General features: G+C 64.6%; 13 protein-coding genes and 1 pseudogene. 12 read left to right on the forward strand and 2 right to left on the reverse strand.

Annotation, left to right across the window (positions count from 1 at the left end; translation table 11 throughout):
* Positions 1-205 (reverse strand): annotated as a pseudogene (locus tag H162_RS0117290) (helix-turn-helix domain-containing protein); the annotation flags it as partial.
* 117 nt (positions 206-322) lie between these two features.
* On the reverse strand, positions 323-1,459 hold the full coding sequence (locus tag H162_RS0117295) for a hypothetical protein (RefSeq protein WP_020654747.1): 1,137 nt from the start codon (positions 1,457-1,459) through the stop codon (positions 323-325).
* A 321-nt stretch (positions 1,460-1,780) separates the two neighbouring features.
* Here H162_RS0117295 and H162_RS31140 point away from each other — a divergent pair, with 321 nt between their 5' ends.
* The 12 genes from H162_RS31140 to H162_RS0117355 all read left to right on the forward strand — a co-directional run bounded on the left by H162_RS31140 (position 1,781) and on the right by H162_RS0117355 (position 15,937).
* Entirely contained in the window at positions 1,781-2,926 is a 1,146-nt protein-coding gene (locus H162_RS31140) for an MraY family glycosyltransferase (protein ID WP_020654748.1), read from the forward strand.
* Between the two features lie 766 nt (positions 2,927-3,692).
* Complete coding sequence (locus H162_RS0117305; protein ID WP_020654749.1) at positions 3,693-4,481, forward strand: ABC transporter permease; 789 nt, start codon at positions 3,693-3,695, stop codon at positions 4,479-4,481.
* A complete protein-coding gene (locus tag H162_RS0117310) occupies positions 4,478-5,143 on the forward strand; it encodes an ABC transporter ATP-binding protein (protein ID WP_020654750.1) in 666 nt (221 codons plus the stop codon). Before H162_RS0117305 ends, H162_RS0117310 begins: the two co-directional genes overlap by 4 nt.
* Entirely contained in the window at positions 5,140-6,315 is a 1,176-nt protein-coding gene (locus H162_RS0117315; RefSeq protein WP_020654751.1) for a KpsE/RkpR family capsule polysaccharide export protein, read from the forward strand. Before H162_RS0117310 ends, H162_RS0117315 begins: the two co-directional genes overlap by 4 nt.
* 6 nt (positions 6,316-6,321) lie before the next feature.
* Positions 6,322-8,040, forward strand: a complete 1,719-nt coding sequence (locus tag H162_RS0117320; RefSeq protein WP_020654752.1) for a polysaccharide biosynthesis/export family protein — start codon at positions 6,322-6,324, stop codon at positions 8,038-8,040.
* 74 nt (positions 8,041-8,114) lie between these two features.
* Positions 8,115-9,176: a dTDP-glucose 4,6-dehydratase gene (rfbB, locus tag H162_RS0117325; RefSeq protein ID WP_020654753.1), complete on the forward strand. Its 1,062-nt coding sequence runs from the start codon at positions 8,115-8,117 to the stop codon at positions 9,174-9,176.
* Complete coding sequence (gene rfbD / locus H162_RS0117330; RefSeq protein ID WP_020654754.1) at positions 9,173-10,078, forward strand: dTDP-4-dehydrorhamnose reductase; 906 nt, start codon at positions 9,173-9,175, stop codon at positions 10,076-10,078. The genes rfbB and rfbD overlap by 4 nt, the downstream gene beginning before the upstream one ends.
* Complete coding sequence (rfbA, locus tag H162_RS0117335) at positions 10,075-10,956, forward strand: glucose-1-phosphate thymidylyltransferase RfbA (RefSeq protein WP_020654755.1); 882 nt, start codon at positions 10,075-10,077, stop codon at positions 10,954-10,956. The genes rfbD and rfbA overlap by 4 nt, the downstream gene beginning before the upstream one ends.
* Positions 10,957-11,502 (forward strand): dTDP-4-dehydrorhamnose 3,5-epimerase, encoded by a 546-nt coding sequence (gene rfbC, locus H162_RS0117340; protein ID WP_020654756.1) that lies wholly within the window; start codon positions 10,957-10,959, stop codon positions 11,500-11,502.
* Positions 11,503-11,594: 92 nt separating this feature from the next.
* On the forward strand, positions 11,595-13,799 hold the full coding sequence (locus tag H162_RS0117345) for a glycosyltransferase family 2 protein (protein ID WP_020654757.1): 2,205 nt from the start codon (positions 11,595-11,597) through the stop codon (positions 13,797-13,799).
* Position 13,800: 1 nt separating this feature from the next.
* On the forward strand, positions 13,801-15,174 hold the full coding sequence (locus H162_RS31145; protein ID WP_020654758.1) for an alginate O-acetyltransferase AlgX-related protein: 1,374 nt from the start codon (positions 13,801-13,803) through the stop codon (positions 15,172-15,174).
* Positions 15,175-15,343: 169 nt separating this feature from the next.
* Positions 15,344-15,937 carry an SGNH/GDSL hydrolase family protein gene (locus H162_RS0117355; protein WP_229452124.1) on the forward strand — a complete coding sequence of 198 codons (594 nt, stop codon included), beginning with the start codon at positions 15,344-15,346 and terminating at the stop codon, positions 15,935-15,937.
* Positions 15,938-15,967 lie beyond the last annotated feature (30 nt).

Raw genomic sequence — 15,967 nt, forward strand, 5'->3', positions numbered from 1 at the left:
GCCAATTGTCGATACTGCGCATCGTCACGCCGAACGCTTCGGCAATCTGTGCGGTCTCCCAGCCAGGGCCATGTTCACCCTCATCCAATTTGAGCAGCACCTGGGCGTGCAGAATCTTCCACGCTGCCGACTTGCCTGTATGGGCAATGCGTTCAAACTGCGCGCGCTCTTCAGCTGTCAGCTTCACAACATACTTCTTGTTCACGATGGCCTCCTGACAGGGTTTACCCGTCAGGTTAGACCTTTTGGAGAAAATTGTGGGTAGCCGCTCCACTAGTTTCCCTATCGCCGCGTGGACAGCAAGCTGTCCACCCTACCGCACTTAATCAGGCAGACTCCGACTCTGGCCACTGGCGCCGCTCCAGAAGCCATCGCCAGCCTCGCCGCCGCGCAGGTCCACCTCGATCGGCGCGCTGATCCGCCGCAGCGCATCGGCGCGCACCAGCCGCCCATCGGTCTCGTGCAGCCGGTACCAGAGAAACGCCACTCCCGACAGCCCCAGCCGCTGCCCGGTAAACAGGTTGTCGCGCACGATGCTCATGCCCTCCAGGCGCAGGTCGGCGTCCAGCACCAGGGCGTCGAGGCTGCGTTCGGCCTGGCCCAGGTAGCGCGCGGCGGTGAACAGGGGACTTTTTTCGCTGGCTTCGCCGGCCTTGAGCGACTCGATGAAGGTGTCGACCGCCTTCAGCTGGGCTTCGGCCGCATTGCCGACCGCCGCCAGTTCCTTCTTCAGGTCTCCCTTGGCCCCGGCCGCCAGCCGGTCGAGGGTGGCGATGTGCTGGGCCAGGTTCGCCCGGTGCCCGCCCAGCGCGCGCACCCGGCCCAGCAGGCGCTCGTGGCGGGTCCAGTCGAGCTCACCGAGATAGCCGCCGCCGAGTCCCGCCAGCCGCTCCGGGCAGGCGCGCGCCAGCGCACTGGCGAACAGGGCGCGCGCGCCCTCGCCATAGCCGATCCCGGCCGCCGACACATCGCCCTTGAACAGCGCCGCCAGGTCGGCCACCGCACGCAGGGTGGCCGGCGGCGTCGCCAGCCAAGCCAGCGGCAGGGCGCCGGCGCTGGAGCCGGGCGGGGTATGGGATTCTATATAGCGCGCCAGTTCGCGGTTGCGCGCCGCCAGCTCGTCCGCCAGCCGGAACAGCGCGGCGTCGACGCTGCGGGCGGCCACCACGCCCTGGGCCGTGGCCGGATCGTACACGACCGTCGTGCGGTCGGGCGGCAGCACGGCGCATACCTCAGAGGCCAGCTGGAGCGCCAGGTCGAAGGCGCGCGCCAGGCCGGCCGCGCCGAACTCGCGGGTGTCGACCCTGCCTGCGAGCGGTTTCGACTGGGCCGGCGGCAGGCGCGCCAGCAGTTCGGCGCGCTCGGCCTCGGCGATCGCCTGGCGCGTTTCCGCCTCCAGCAGCCGCGCCCGCGCCTCGGCCAGGTCGCTCGCCGGCTGGGCCGGAACAGGGCAGGGCATTAGCAACAATGTAGCCGCAAGTAAGCAAATAATGCTTCGTGGATAATCCCAATTGCTTGCCATTGTGGAATCTGCAATAAAACCGCCGGTGAGGATGCTTCTCCATCCAATTGCCGAAAAGAAAAGTGTAACAAATTGTCGATAAATATTAGGAGAAGTTTCAGGCGGATTGCTTGAAGTAGCGCAAACTTAATAGAATCTTCCGATTGTTCCTGAACAATCAAGGGCTTGCGAGAAGGCCGTGCAGAAGTGCTGCAGTGCACGATTGGTCGTTGGCGTAATAGAAATGCGATAGAATTGACGAGTTAACAAAGTGGTTCTATGAGTATTATTAACCTGCCATTCGCCAGTCTCGAACTCGGCTTTGCCGCCTCGCTCATTTGCTCGCTACTGCTGGTACTGACGACGCGCTGGCACGGCCGCTATTCGCTCGACGCCACCCACGGGGTGCAAAAATTTCACAACACGCCGACGCCACGCATCGGCGGCGCCGCGATCATGATCGGTCTGTGGCTGGCCCTGTGCGCCCTGCCGCAGCCGCAGCAGGAACTGCTGCTGCCGGTGCTGGTGGCTGCGCTGCCGGCCTTCGTCTTCGGCCTGGCCGAGGATCTCACCCGCAATGTCTCGGTGCGCGCGCGCCTGCTCGCGACCATGGCCAGCGGCGTGGTTTGCTGGAGCCTGACCGACATCAGCCTGCAGTACAGCGGCCTGGCGCCGCTCGACGCCATGCTGTCCTGGCTGCCGTTCTCGGTCGTGTTCACCGCCTTCGCGGTGGGCGGGGTGGCGAATGCCGTCAACATCATCGATGGCTTCAATGGCCTGGCCAGCGGCGCCGTCCTGATCAGCATGGGCGCGCTCGGCCTGATCGCCATGGACGCCGGCGACATCCACCTGGCCCAGCTATGCTTCGTCATCTGCGCCGTGACCGCCGGTTTCTTCCTGGTGAATTTCCCGTTCGGCAAGCTTTTCCTCGGCGATGGCGGCGCCTACCTGCTCGGTTTCCTGCTGGCCTGGATGTCGGTCATGCTGGTGTCGCGCAATCCCTCGGTGTCGGCCTGGGCGCCGCTGCTGGCCTGCGGCTACCCGGTGTTCGAGACCCTGTTCACCATCCTGCGCCGCCTGTGGTGCCGCCGCCATCCGGGCGAACCGGACAGCTGGCACCTGCACAGCCTGATCAAGGTGGCGATCGCCATGCGCTATTTCCGTGCGCTTCCCGCGCCCCTGCGCAACGCCTGCGTGTCGCCCTTCCTGTGGGCTGTCGCCCTGGTGCCAGCGCTGCTCGCCGTGCAGTTCGCCTACATTCCGGCACTGCTGCTGAACGCCGCCTTCTTCAGCTTTGCCCTGTACCTGGCCACCTATGCCTGCGTCGCCTCCGCAGGCCGCCGGCGCGCACGCCGCCGCATCGAATCGCTGCGCTCCGTCGAGGAGTTCGAGCTGGAGGGGACCGAGGCGCCCCTCGCCAAGTAAGCATCCATCCCGGCAGCGACTTCTGCCGGCCTGGAGTGGTTGCAAGGCTTTTTCTTCCCACCATGCGGCGCCGGCCTCGCCAGGTTCGCGCACCCGCCATGTCACTATTGATCTGCCGTCGTCCTGACGGTGGCTGAACATTTTTTACAAAAAACGACCTCGAGCAGGTCATCGCGGCCTACTAACCAGCTTCCGCGCTTTTGTCAATGCCGCCACATGCCATTTTGCTTGCATGTAGGTGCTTCATTTCCTTGTCTCACTGCTATTCCAGTGCGTCGTCCTAATTCCCTTTCATTGGTTTAGCAGTAAAATTCGTTGCTTCTACGCCACACATCAAGGGAAGTCCCAAATTATTTTTAGTTTCCGTATGGAAATAGCGCTGTTTATTCAGCATTCAAAGATGATCACCATTCTTGTGAGATTGTCGCCGAATGTCACCAAGCTGTTAGTTAATTTCCACAAAGACTGTCGCAATTGTTAAATTTTTTCGACGAACACAATTGACAGCCGCAATTTGTCCATATTTTTCGCTCAAAAATTGTATTTACACCGATAAACAGGTGGTCAGGCTAGGTCTAGAGCAAATTTTCCCTATGGACTACAATTCTCGAAGTTAAGTTTAGGTCCATCGATTTATTCCTCGGCCATTAGTGGTCCGCCTCCCTTCCGCAACGGTGCCTCCCTCTGTCGGGACGTCAATACATTGCTTTCATAGAAAGCTGAGGGGACTTATATTGGTAGCGTTTTGTCAATTGAGAAAACTCGCATGATCACGGCTTCCCGTTCAGGACTATCTATCACTGCTGCTACCTGGAAGGCACTGCTGCTGCGCGAGACGGTCAACCGTCTGGCGAGCGGACGTGCGGCCTGGGTCTGGCTGCTGGTCGAGCCACTGATCCACGTGTTTGTCATGCTGGCGCTGTTCACGATGGTGCGCGTCACCTCGGTCGGCGGCATCGACGCCACTGTCTGGCTGACCATCGGCATGCTGTCGTTCTTCCTGTTCCGCCGCACCGCGAACCAGTGCACGAATGCGATCAGCGCCAATCGCGCGCTGTTCACGTACCGCCAGGTGAAGCCGGTGGACACGGTGCTGGTGCGCGCCGCCTGCGAAGGCTTCCTGATGCTGCTCGTGGTCGTGCTGTCGGTCCTGATCCTGGCCCTGCTCGGGCACCAGGTCGGCCCGGCCGATCCGCTGGCCCTGCTGGGCGCACTGCTCGGACTATGGCTGTTCGGCCTGGGGTTTGGCCTCATTACCTCGGTGGCCGTCGAACTGATCCCCGAGATGGGCAAGCTGGTGAACATCATCATGATGCCGGCTTACATCGCCTCGGGCGTCATGGTCCAGATCGGCGCGATCCCCGAGCCCTACCGCGGCTTTCTGTCGCTGAACCCGCTGGTGCATGGCCTGGAATCGGCGCGCCTGGCGTTCGCGCCTTACTACCACACCCTGACCGACCTGAGCCTGGCCTACCTGTACGGCTGGGCCCTGGTGCTGGTCTTCTTCGGACTGGCGCTGCACGTGCGCTTTGCCAACCGCATGGTGAGCCAATGATCATCGTCGACGATGTGCACAAGCGCTACCGCACCGAGCGCGGCCCCGGCCGCTGGGTGCTGCAGGGCGTCTCGTTCACGATTCCGAAGAATGTCAGCGTCGGCCTGGTGGGCCGCAACGGCGCCGGCAAGTCGACCCTGCTGCGCCTGGTGGGCGGGATCGACACGCCGAGCCGCGGCCGGGTGGAGCGGCACTGCAATGTGTCCTGGCCGATGGGATTCGGCGGCGGCCTGCAGGGTTCGCTGACCGGGCGCCAGAACGCCAAGTTCGTCTGCCGCATCCATGGCCGCGAAGAAGACATGGCCGACCGCCTCGCCTTCATGCAGGACTTCGCCGAGATCGGCGCGTCGTTCGACGAACCTGTGAAGACCTATTCCTCCGGCATGAAGTCGCGCCTGCAGTTCGCGATGTCGATGGCCTTCGACTTCGACGTGTACATCTCCGACGAAGTCACCTCGACCGGCGACGCCGCCTTCCGCAGCAAGGCCAACAAGGCCTTCAAGGGCCTGGCCGATCGCGCCAGCCTGATCATGGTGTCGCACAGCGACAGCACGCTGCGTGAGTTCTGCACCGCCGGCATCTGGCTGCACGAGGGCAAGGCGCACTGGTTCGACGATATCGGCGACGCCCTGAAACACTACAAGGAAAGCATTGCTGTATGAATGACCGTATCAAGGAAGAGCTGATCGCCGGCCCGGTGCCGGCATCGAAGCTGGCGCGCCTGCGCCAGCGCGCGCTCCGCATGGCTGCGCCGGTGCGCAAGCGCGGCGTGTTCGGCATCGCCGGCATGGTCTGCGTGGCCGCCGCCCTGTACTGGGGCGTGATCGCGTCCGACCGCTATGTCTCGCAAGCCAACGTGATCGTCCAGCGCACCGACATGGCCGGTAGTCACACGATGGACTTCAGCTCGCTGCTGGGAGGCGTCAACGGCAGCCGCAGCGACGAGCTCCTGCTGCGCAACTACCTGCTGTCGATGGACATGCTCAGGAAGCTGGATGCGAAGCTGCACCTGCGTGCGCACTTCAGCGACAGCGGGCGCGACCCCTTGTCGCGCATGTGGTCGAAGGACGTGTCCGACGAATGGTTCCTCCAGTACTACCTGAGCCGTGTCAGCGTCGAGCTGGACGAGTATTCGGGCGTGCTGGTCATCAAGGCGCAGGGCTTCGACGCCCGCACCGCGCAGGCCATCACGACCGTGCTGGTGCAGGAAGGCGAGCGCGCCATGAACGAGATGGCGCACCAGCTGGCGCGCGAGCAGGTGGCCTTCGTCGAGAAGCAGGTGGCGCTGATGGCCGACCGCTTCCAGCAGACGCGCCAGGCGGTGATCCGCTTCCAGAACAAGCACGGACTGGTGTCGCCGCAAAGCCGCGCCGAGCAGCTGAACGGCGTCGTCGAACGCCTGCAGGCGCAGCGCACCGAGCTGCAGACGCGCCGTACCGCGCTGCTGGGCTACCTCGAGCCGACCGCCGCCGCGGTGGTCGAGATCGACCTGCAGATCGAGGCGATCGAGAAGCAGGTGGTGCAGGAAGAGGCGCGCCTGACCTCGAGCAACGGCAAGGCGCTGAACAGCACCGTCGAGGAATACCAGCGCCTGGAAATGGAAGCCGGCTTCGCCAACGACGTCTACAAGACGGCGCTGGTGGCGCTGGAAAAAGGCCGGGTCGAAGCCACGCGCAACATGAAGAAGGTTTCGGTGGTGCAGAGCCCGACCTTGCCGCAGCAGGCGCTCGAGCCGCGCCGCGTCTACAACATCATCGTGTCGGTACTGGTCACGCTGCTGCTGGCCGGTGTCGTCCACCTGCTCGCCGCGATCGTCCGCGACCACAAGGATTAATTCAGCATGATTCGTCGTTTTGTTTCCCGTTCTTTCGCCGTCGCGCTGCTGTCCGCCTGCGCCGCCGCGCTGGCCGCGCCGGCCACGCCGACCACGGCAACCGCGGCCCTGACCGGCAACCTGCTGGCCGAGCGCGCCGCCGCGGCGCAGGCCGCCGCCCAGCAGCCGCAGGCCGGCGCGCAGCCGCTGCCGGCCGAGGTGCCGATGCAGGCGCCGCAGCGCTACGACTACAGCGCCAACCGCGCCACCGACGTGTTCGGCGCCGCGCTGTTCTCGGGCAGCTTCGCGCTCGGCGGCGCGACCCAGTTCAATCCCGACTACCTGGTCGCGATCGGCGACCGCATCCAGGTACGGATCTGGGGCGGCTTCTCGTTCGACGGCATCCTGGTGGTGGACCCGCAGGGCAACCTGTTCGTACCGCAGGTCGGCCCGGTCAAGCTGGCCGGCGTGAGCAACCGCGACCTGCAGCGCACCCTGGAGGCGGCAATGCGCCGGGTGTTCCGCGCCAACGTGTCGGGCTATGCCAGCCTGGCGGCGGCGCAGCCGGTGCGGATCTTCGTCGGCGGTTTCGTCAACCGTCCCGGCATGTACAACGGCACCAGCATGGACAGCCTGCTCAACTACCTCGACCAGGCGGGCGGCATCGACCCCGATCGCGGCAGCTTCCTGACGGTGCAGGTCAAGCGCGGCCAGCAGGTGCGCGCCACGATCAACCTGTATGACTTCCTGCTCGATGGGACCATTCCGCAGATCCAGCTGAGCGACGGCGACGTGATCTTCGTGGCGCCGCGCCAGAGCACCGTGCGCGTGAGCGGCCTGGCCGCCAACGCCAAGCGCTTCGAATTCACCGGCGCCGGGATGACGATCGAGGAACTGGCGCGCCTGGCCAAGCCGTCCGCGGCCGCGACCCACGTGCGCGTGGTGCGCAACACCGGCGTGGTGCGCAACACCGATTACTACGCGCTGGCCGACGCCCGCGCGGTCCGCGTCGGCAACGGCGACGACGTCGAGTTCACGGCCGACAAGAAGCCCGGCACGATCACCGTGCGCGTCGAAGGCGAGCACCAGGGACAGCAGGAATACGTGCTGCCGTACGGCTCGCGCATCGGCGCACTGCTCGGCCAGGTGCGCATGACGCCGCTGTCGGACGCTGGCAGCATCCAGTTGTACCGCGTCAGCGTGCGTGAGCGCCAGCGCGCCATGCTGCAGACCTCGATGCGCAGCCTCGAGTCGGCGGTGCTCACCGCGCGCAGCGGCACCAGCGACGAAGCCGTCCTGCGCAAGCAGGAGTCGGACCTGATCCTGCAATGGGTAGAACGCGCGAAGAAGATCGAGCCGAGCGGCCAGGTGCAGATCGCATCGAGCGCCGGGCGCGACAGCCTGCTGCTCGAGAACGGCGACGTGATCCGTATCCCGACGCGCGACGGCCTGGTGCTGGTGAGCGGCGAGGTGATGTTCCCGAACGCGGTCGCCTTCGAGCGCACGCTGAAGGTGGGCGACTACATCGCACGCGCCGGCGGCTATACCCAGAACGCCGAGAGCTCGAAGATCGTGGTCGCGCACCGCGACGGCAGCTTCGAAGAGGGCGGCAATGCCACGCTGCGCCCGGGAGACGAAGTCCTGGTACTGCCGAAGGTCGACGTCAAGTCGCGCCAGATCTTCAAGGACATGACGCAAATTATTTACCAGATCGCCATCGCGGCGAAGGTTGTACTGGGCCTGTAAGCGGACGTACGCCCGCGGATGGCGCGGGCGGCGATGACACATCAGCATTCAAGAAAACTAGGGAACTGTTAAGCATGACTATTCTGGTTACCGGCGGCGCCGGTTTCATCGGGGCCAACTTTGTCCTCGACTGGCTCGCTCACAGCGGCGAGACCGTGGTGAACCTGGACAAGCTGACCTATGCGGGCAACCTGCAGAACCTGGTCAGCCTAGAGGGCGACGCGCGCCATGTCTTCGTCCATGGCGACATCGGCGACACGGCGCTGGTCGCGCGCCTGCTCGCCGAGCACAAGGTGCGCGCGGTGTTGAACTTCGCCGCCGAAAGCCACGTCGACCGCTCGATCGAAGGCCCGGGCGCCTTCATCCAGACCAACATCGTCGGCACCTTCAACCTGCTCGAAGCGGTGCGCGCCTACTGGAGCGGCCTGCCGCAGGACGAGCGCGCGGCGTTCCGCTTCCTGCACGTGTCGACCGACGAGGTGTACGGCTCGCTGGAAAGCGACGCGCCGGCCTTCAGCGAGACCCACCGCTACGAGCCGAACAGCCCGTACTCGGCCAGCAAGGCGGCTTCGGACCACCTGGTGCGCGCCTACCACCACACCTATGGCCTGCCGGTCCTGACCACCAACTGCTCGAACAACTACGGCCCGTACCACTTCCCGGAAAAGCTGATTCCGCTGGTGATCCACAACGCGCTGGCCGGCAAGGCGCTGCCGATCTACGGCGACGGCCAGCAGATCCGCGACTGGCTCTACGTGACCGACCACTGCAGCGCGATCCGCCGCGTGCTCGAAGCCGGCCGCCTGGGCGAGACCTACAACGTCGGCGGCTGGAACGAGAAGGCCAACATCGAGGTCGTGCGTACGCTGTGCGCGCTGCTCGACGAACTGCAGCCGCGCGCCGACGGCCAGCCGTACGCGTCGCAGATGACGTTCGTGAAGGACCGCCCCGGCCACGACCGCCGCTACGCGATCGACGCGGGCAAGCTGGAGCGCGAGCTCGGCTGGCGTCCTGCCGAAACCTTCGACAGCGGAATCCGCAAGACGGTGGAATGGTACCTGGCGAACCAGAAATGGGTTGGCAACGTCACCAGCGGCGCCTACCGCGAATGGACGGAAAGGCAGTACGCGGCATGAAGATCCTCCTGTTGGGCAAGGATGGCCAGGTTGGCTGGGAACTGCAGCGCGCGCTCGCGCCGCTGGGTGAACTGCGCGCCCTGGGGCGCGCGCAGGCCGACTTCACGCATCCCGAGTCGCTGCGCGACTGCGTCCGCGCCTTCGTCCCCGATGTCATCGTCAATGCGGCCGCCTACACGGCGGTCGACAAGGCCGAAAGCGATGCCGAGACCGCGCGCAATGTGAACGCCGTGGCGCCGGCGGTCCTGGCGCAGGAAGCGGCCGCCTGCGGCGCCTGGCTGGTGCACTACTCGACCGACTACGTGTTCGACGGCGCCAAGGACGGCGCCTATGTCGAGACGGATGCGACCAATCCGCTGTCGGTGTACGGCCGCACCAAGTGCGAAGGCGAGGAAGGCATTCGCGCCAGCGGCGCGCGCCACCTGATCCTGCGCACCAGCTGGGTGTTCGCGGCGCGCGGGGGCAATTTTGCCAAGACCATGTTGCGGCTGGCGAAGGAGCGCGAGCAGCTCAACGTCATCGCCGACCAGCATGGCGCGCCGACCAGCGCGGAATTGCTGGCCGATGCCACGGCGCTGGCGCTGCATCGCATCGCCTCTCTTGGCGACACGGCGCAGACGCTGTCCGGCACCTACCACCTGGCCGCGGCTGGCGCCACCACCTGGCATGGCTATGCACAGCATGTACTGGCGCAGGCGCTGGAACACGGCGCGGCGCTGAAAGCCCTGCCGCAACAGGTGAATGCAATCGCTACCGAGGCGTATCCGACCCTGGCGGCGCGTCCGCGCAATTCGCGCCTGGACACCGATCGATTCTGCGCAGAGTTCGGCCTCCAGTTGCCGGATTGGCGCCATTACGTGAACCGTTTGATTGCCGAACTGGCGGCGCAAGGAAACCTATGAAACGCAAGGGCATCATTCTCGCCGGCGGCAGCGGTACCCGCCTGTATCCGGCCACGCTGGCCATGTCGAAGCAGTTGCTGCCGGTGTTCGACAAGCCGATGATCTACTACCCGCTCAGCACCCTGATGCTGGCCGGGATCCGCGACATCCTGATCATCTCGACTCCGCAGGACGTTCCGCGCTTCCAGCAGCTGCTCGGCGACGGCGCCTACCTGGGCCTGAACCTCTCGTATGCGGTACAGGAGGCGCCGGAGGGCTTGCCGCAGGCATTCACGATCGGCGCAAATTTCCTGGATGGCAGCCCGTCGGCGCTGATCCTGGGCGACAACCTGTTCCACGGCCACGACTTCAACCACCTGCTGGAACGTGCCAACGCGCGCCTCGATGGCGCCAGCGTGTTCGCCTACCACGTGCAGGATCCCGAGCGTTATGGCGTGGTCGATTTCGACGCGCAGGGCAAGGCGCTCAGCCTGGAAGAAAAGCCGGCCGCGCCGCGCTCGAACTATGCGGTGACCGGGCTGTATTTCTACGACAGCAACGTGGTCGAACTCGCCCGCTCGCTCAAGCCATCGGCGCGCGGCGAACTCGAGATCACGGACCTGAACCGCATCTACATGGACCTCGGCAAGCTGGACGTCGAGATCATGGGCCGCGGCTATGCCTGGCTCGATACCGGTACCCACCAGTCGCTGCTCGAGGCCGGCCACTTCATCGCGACCCTGGAACACCGCCAGGGCCTGAAGGTCGCCTGCCTGGAAGAGATCGCATTCCGCAAGGGCTGGATCACCTCGGAACAGCTCGAGACGCTCGCCCTCCCGATGAAGAAGAACGGCTACGGCCAGTACCTGCTGCGCATCCTGAAAGAGACGGTTTTCTAAATGAACGCAATTCGCCTTGCCATTCCTGAAGTGATCCTGTTCGAGCCGCGCGTGTTCGGCGACGAACGCGGCTTCTTCTTCGAGAGCTTCAACCACCGCCGCTTCGAGGAAGCGGTGGGCCACCAGGTCAGCTTCGTCCAGGACAACCACTCGCGTTCCGCGTTCAACGTGCTGCGCGGCCTGCACTACCAGATCAAGCAGGCGCAGGGCAAGCTGGTGCGCGTGGTCGAAGGCAGCGTCTTCGACGTGGCCGTCGACCTTCGCAAGGGTTCGCCGACCTTCGGCCAATGGGTCGGCGAGATCCTGAGCGCCGAGAACAAGAAGCAGCTGTGGGTGCCGGAAGGCTTCGCTCACGGTTTCGTTGTGCTGTCCGAGTCGGCCGAGTTCCTGTACAAGACCACCGATTACTACTCGCCCGAACACGAGCGCTGCATCGCATGGAATGACCCGACCCTGGCCATCGACTGGCCGATCGCATCCGCGCCGTCCGTGTCGGTGAAGGACGACCGCGGCCTGCGCTTCGAAGCGGCAGAGGTATTTGCCTGATGTCGCTCGTGAAGTCAGCGAGGAAGCGCATGGCGCGAGTCGGGCGACGCCTGGCTCGCCATGCGCTTCCTCTCTTACGCAAGGCCTGGCCCGTGTACGGCCTCGGCGACTGGCTTCCTGCGCACCAACTGCGTCCGGCCGGCGGCAGCCGTGCGTTCGACTCGTACGGCTCGGATCCGCATTTTCGGCTGGCGCATACGGTGTCGGCCGGCTGGTACATGGTCGAGATGAAGCTGCGCCTGCCGTCGGCCTGGGCGGACGCCAAGATCTATCTGGACACCGGTGCCGGCGAGTCGGAAGCGCTGGCCCTGCCGATGCGGGTGCGCACCGAGCGCATGAGCAAGCGATTGATCCATCTGCCGGCCGCGGCGCGGCTGCGCTTCGATCCATTGTCGGCACCAGGACGCATCGATGTACAGCACTTCCGCCTGGTGAAGGTGAGGGCAGGGTTTGCGCGCAAGCGCATGAACGAGAAGCTGGCGACGAACCACCCGCTGTACGCGCACCGTGCCGCGGCAGCCGGGACGGCGCTGGCCGATGCCGAGCTGTGGGCGGACTACTGCAAGCTGTTCGAAGCCGGTTCCGAGCTGGTGCCGTATGAGGACTGGATCGCGCACCGCGAACGTTCGCGGGTGCCCGGCCGTGCCGCGCAGCATGCTGCGATCTCTGGCTGGACCTGGACGCCGACCCTGTCGGTCGTGGTGCCGACCTATGACACCGACGCTGCGATGCTGCGCGCCTGCTTGGACAGCGTGCTGGCGCAGGGATATCCGCACTGGGAACTGTGCATTGCTGACGACGCCTCGACCAAGCCGCACGTGCGCGAGATCCTGACGGAGTACATGCGGCGCGACACGCGCATCAAGGTCGATTTTCGGACCAGCAATGGGCACATCGTGGAGGCCAGCAACAGCGCCCTGGCGCTGGCGAGCGGCGAGTTCGTTGCCTTGCTCGACCATGACGATGTGCTGCCATCGCACGCGCTGTTCACCGTGGCGCAGGCCTTACAGGACCGGCCGACCGCGCAACTGCTGTACTCGGACGAGGACAAGCTGGACAAGGAGGGCAGACGCTGCAGTCCGTACTTCAAGCCGGACTTCGCGCCCGACCTGCTGTATTCGCAGAACTACTTTTCGCACCTCGGCGTGTACCGCCGCGAACTGGTCGAAGCGATCGGCGGCTTCCGCGCTGGCTATGAAGGCAGTCAGGACTATGACCTGGCGCTGCGATGCGTGGCGCGGATCAAGGATTGCCGCGATATCGTCCATATTCCGCAGGTGTTGTATCACTGGCGCATGGCCGAAGGCTCAACGGCCAGCGGACAGGAGCAGAAATCGTACACGACCGAAGCCGCGCGTCGCGCGCTGCAAGACCACTTTGACAGCGGAAATCAACCAGTGACAGTCAGCGTCATTGCGCCGGGCTTGTATCGCCAGCACTGGGCGATCCCGGAGCAGGCACCGCAGGTCAGCCTGATCATACCCACGCGCGATTGTCATGACCTGCTCAAGACCTGCGTCGACTCGATCTTGCAGTATACCAGCTACGGCAACTACGAAATTCTGATCGTCGACAACGGTAGCACCTGTCCGAGCACCTTGGCCTACATGGCCGAACTCGACGCGGCCGGCAAAGCACGCGTGCTGCGCTATGACTTGCCGTTCAATTATGCTGCGATTAACAACTTCGCTGCTCAACACGCGCGTGGCAGCATCATCGGCCTCGTCAACAACGACATTGAGGTAATCGGTGCGGAGTGGCTGACCGAGATGGTGAGTCATGCCGTGCGTGCGGAGATCGGCTGCGTCGGCGCCAAGTTGTACTACCCGAACGACACGATCCAGCATGGTGGCGTAATCTGCGGCATTGGCGGCGTGGCCGGACATTCGCACAAGTACCAGCCCCGGGACGCGGACGGCTACTTCTCGCGCATGCGCATCGTCCATAACACGAGTGCGGTCACCGCGGCAGTCCTGCTGCTGCGCCGTGAGGTATTCGAGCAGGTCGGCGGCCTGGACGAGGTCGAGTTGCACGTCGCCTTTAATGATGTCGACTTGTGCCTAAAAGTAATGAAGGCTGGCTACCGCAACCTGTGGACACCGTTCGCGGAGCTGTACCACCACGAATCCGTCAGCCGCGGCACTGACGAGGCGCCCGAAAAGCGCGCACGTTTCCAGCGTGAGGTTGCCGTGATGCAGGCGCGCTGGCCTGACGTCCTGGCGCGCGACCCGTATTACAACCCGAACCTGACGCTCCAGCGCGAAGACTATTCGCTGGAAGTGGAGACCGAGACCTGAGATGACGCAGTTCGCATCGATTCGCAAGTTTGCGACCACCGCGTTGCATGCCTGGGCCCTGGACTTTCCCCAGGCCGACGCGGCCGCGCGCGTCAGCGAGCGCGGTTTGTACCTGCAGGGCTGGGCGCTTGGCCATCAAGGCTCCGTTTGCATGGGGCTGGTCGTGCGTACCCGCTCCAAAGAGGGCGAGCGGCTCCAGGACATCCCTTTCAACAACGGGCGTCCGGACGTGATCCAGCGGGTGCTGGGTGACGCGCCAGCCGGCCATGCGCAACTGCGCTGCGGTTTCATGGCATATCTGAAGGAAATTCCCCAATCCTTTACCCTGGGCGTCAGACAGGGCGACGAAACGGTCTGGCTGTGCGAGGTGCAGTTGACAGAAAGTGAGCCAGTCGTGAATACCGAGAATAAGCAGGCGGAAACGCAGGTTATTCGTGGTACCGGCGGCTGGCTGTTCCTGGATAATGACACCAATCGCAGCGTCGACCAGTACACCGGGCGCCTGTTGCTGGAGGCCGAAGGGCTGGGACATTGGCAGACCTACCTCGATGCCTGCGTATCGCTTGCCGCCGGCGTGGCGGCGCGCCATGCGCTGTTGATTGCGGCTTCCAAGGAGCAGGTACTGTCGGAACACTACCCGCACGTGAAAGGCGCGCTGACGGTACACGAACAGGTGCTGGGCCTGAGCCGTCCGGAACACAAGGTGCTCGACACCGTCGCGTTGCTGCGTGCACGTGCCGACAGGACGGAATGTTTTATCAAGACCGATACGCACTGGACCGAGCGTGGGGCCATGCACGCTGCGCTCGGGTTGATCACGCTACTTGGCCTTGACGCGGATATTGCGCGTCGATGCTGGTCGGATGACGTCTACTACACAAGCCAGTTCGCAGGTGACCTCGGTATCAAGCTCGTACCGCCGGTGTCCGAACCTACTGAATTTCTTCAGGCGCCTCCGGCAGCCAGGGAAGCGGTGTTCGACAACCACTTGCCGAACATCGGCCGCGTGCTGGTGTTCGATTGCGCTGGCGCGCAATGGGGAAGCCTGCTGCTGTTTGGCGCTTCATCGTCCTACCCGATGTTGAAGTACCTGAGGCGCCTGTTCAGGCGGATTGTGTTCGTGCACAGCGCAGGCAATGTCGACGTCGACATCGTGCGCCATGAGCGGCCCGATTTCCTGATCATGCAGACCACGGCGCGCTTCATGATCGAAGCGCCGGACACAAGCTTCGATGTCACCGGCGCCATCAGGAAGAAATTGAAGAACGCGGACCAGGCCTTGCGCGAGAAAACCCTGGCGCGCGCCCGGGACGGTGTCGACGACGCCCGCAACCTGCTTTATTTGCACATGCTAAAAGATGAAGAAAACGTATAAGCAAGCGGCGAGCCGAATCGCTGACAGAAGCTGTGCGATCGCATTCGCGGTCTCGCTCGCCGCCGGCCTGGCCGGGTGTGGCGGAGGGGGCAACGGAGCGACAAGCGCGACGCCGCCGGCACCACCGTCCGCAAGCATTCCTGCGGTGCCGGCCGGGTTCTGGGTCGTCATGGGATCGTCCACCGCCGCTGGGGCGGGCGCGTCCGCCGGCAAGACCTGGACCGGGCTGGTGCAAGGCGCATTCGCGGACCGTGCAAAGCTGGTCAATATCGCGGTTGGAGGGAGCACGACCTATCACGGCGTGAGCTCTTCAGCCGCTCCGGTCCGCGGCCGGCCGGCTGTCGATCCCGCCGCCAACGTGGACGCGGCCCTGGCGCACAAGCCGGTATTGTTGATCGTGTCGTATCCCACCAACGATACCGCGCTGGGCTACAGCACCGAGGAGACGGTGTCGAACCTGCTGTCGATCCGTTCGCAGGCCCTGGCCAAGGCGGTGCCAGTCGTGCTGCTCTCGACCCAGCCAAGGGCGCTGAACGCCGCCCAACTGGCCCAGCTCCAGTCCATTGACGAGCAACTCGCCGCACGGGTCGGCCCCTGTTTCGTCCAGGTGCGCGCGCTGCTCGCCGGACCCGACGGGAAGCTGGCGCCGGGCTACGACGCCGGTGACGGCGTCCACCCGAACGAGGCCGGCCATCAGGTGATCGCGACCCAGGTCAAAGCGCTGCTCGACGGCGGCAGTTGCGTGCGCCTCGGCGCGAACTGAACATGCCGGGCCTTCTCAATTCTCGGACTA

Origin of the sequence: Massilia niastensis DSM 21313 (genome assembly GCF_000382345.1) — a bacterium.
Lineage (GTDB): Bacteria > Pseudomonadota > Gammaproteobacteria > Burkholderiales > Burkholderiaceae_D > Telluria > Telluria niastensis.

What these genes read in the sequence shown, in the direction of transcription:
- H162_RS0117295 (WP_020654747.1), bottom strand. Translation starts at nt 1,459, where the DNA reads ATGCCCTGCCCTGTTCCGGCCCAGCCGGCGAGCGACCTGGCCGAGGCG.
- H162_RS31140 (WP_020654748.1), top strand. Translation starts at nt 1,781, where the DNA reads ATGAGTATTATTAACCTGCCATTCGCCAGTCTCGAACTCGGCTTTGCC.
- H162_RS0117305 (WP_020654749.1), top strand. Translation starts at nt 3,693, where the DNA reads ATGATCACGGCTTCCCGTTCAGGACTATCTATCACTGCTGCTACCTGG.
- H162_RS0117310 (WP_020654750.1), top strand. Translation starts at nt 4,478, where the DNA reads ATGATCATCGTCGACGATGTGCACAAGCGCTACCGCACCGAGCGCGGC.
- H162_RS0117315 (WP_020654751.1), top strand. Translation starts at nt 5,140, where the DNA reads ATGAATGACCGTATCAAGGAAGAGCTGATCGCCGGCCCGGTGCCGGCA.
- H162_RS0117320 (WP_020654752.1), top strand. Translation starts at nt 6,322, where the DNA reads ATGATTCGTCGTTTTGTTTCCCGTTCTTTCGCCGTCGCGCTGCTGTCC.
- rfbB (WP_020654753.1), top strand. Translation starts at nt 8,115, where the DNA reads ATGACTATTCTGGTTACCGGCGGCGCCGGTTTCATCGGGGCCAACTTT.
- rfbD (WP_020654754.1), top strand. Translation starts at nt 9,173, where the DNA reads ATGAAGATCCTCCTGTTGGGCAAGGATGGCCAGGTTGGCTGGGAACTG.
- rfbA (WP_020654755.1), top strand. Translation starts at nt 10,075, where the DNA reads ATGAAACGCAAGGGCATCATTCTCGCCGGCGGCAGCGGTACCCGCCTG.
- rfbC (WP_020654756.1), top strand. Translation starts at nt 10,957, where the DNA reads ATGAACGCAATTCGCCTTGCCATTCCTGAAGTGATCCTGTTCGAGCCG.
- H162_RS31145 (WP_020654758.1), top strand. Translation starts at nt 13,801, where the DNA reads ATGACGCAGTTCGCATCGATTCGCAAGTTTGCGACCACCGCGTTGCAT.
- H162_RS0117355 (WP_229452124.1), top strand. Translation starts at nt 15,344, where the DNA reads ATGGGATCGTCCACCGCCGCTGGGGCGGGCGCGTCCGCCGGCAAGACC.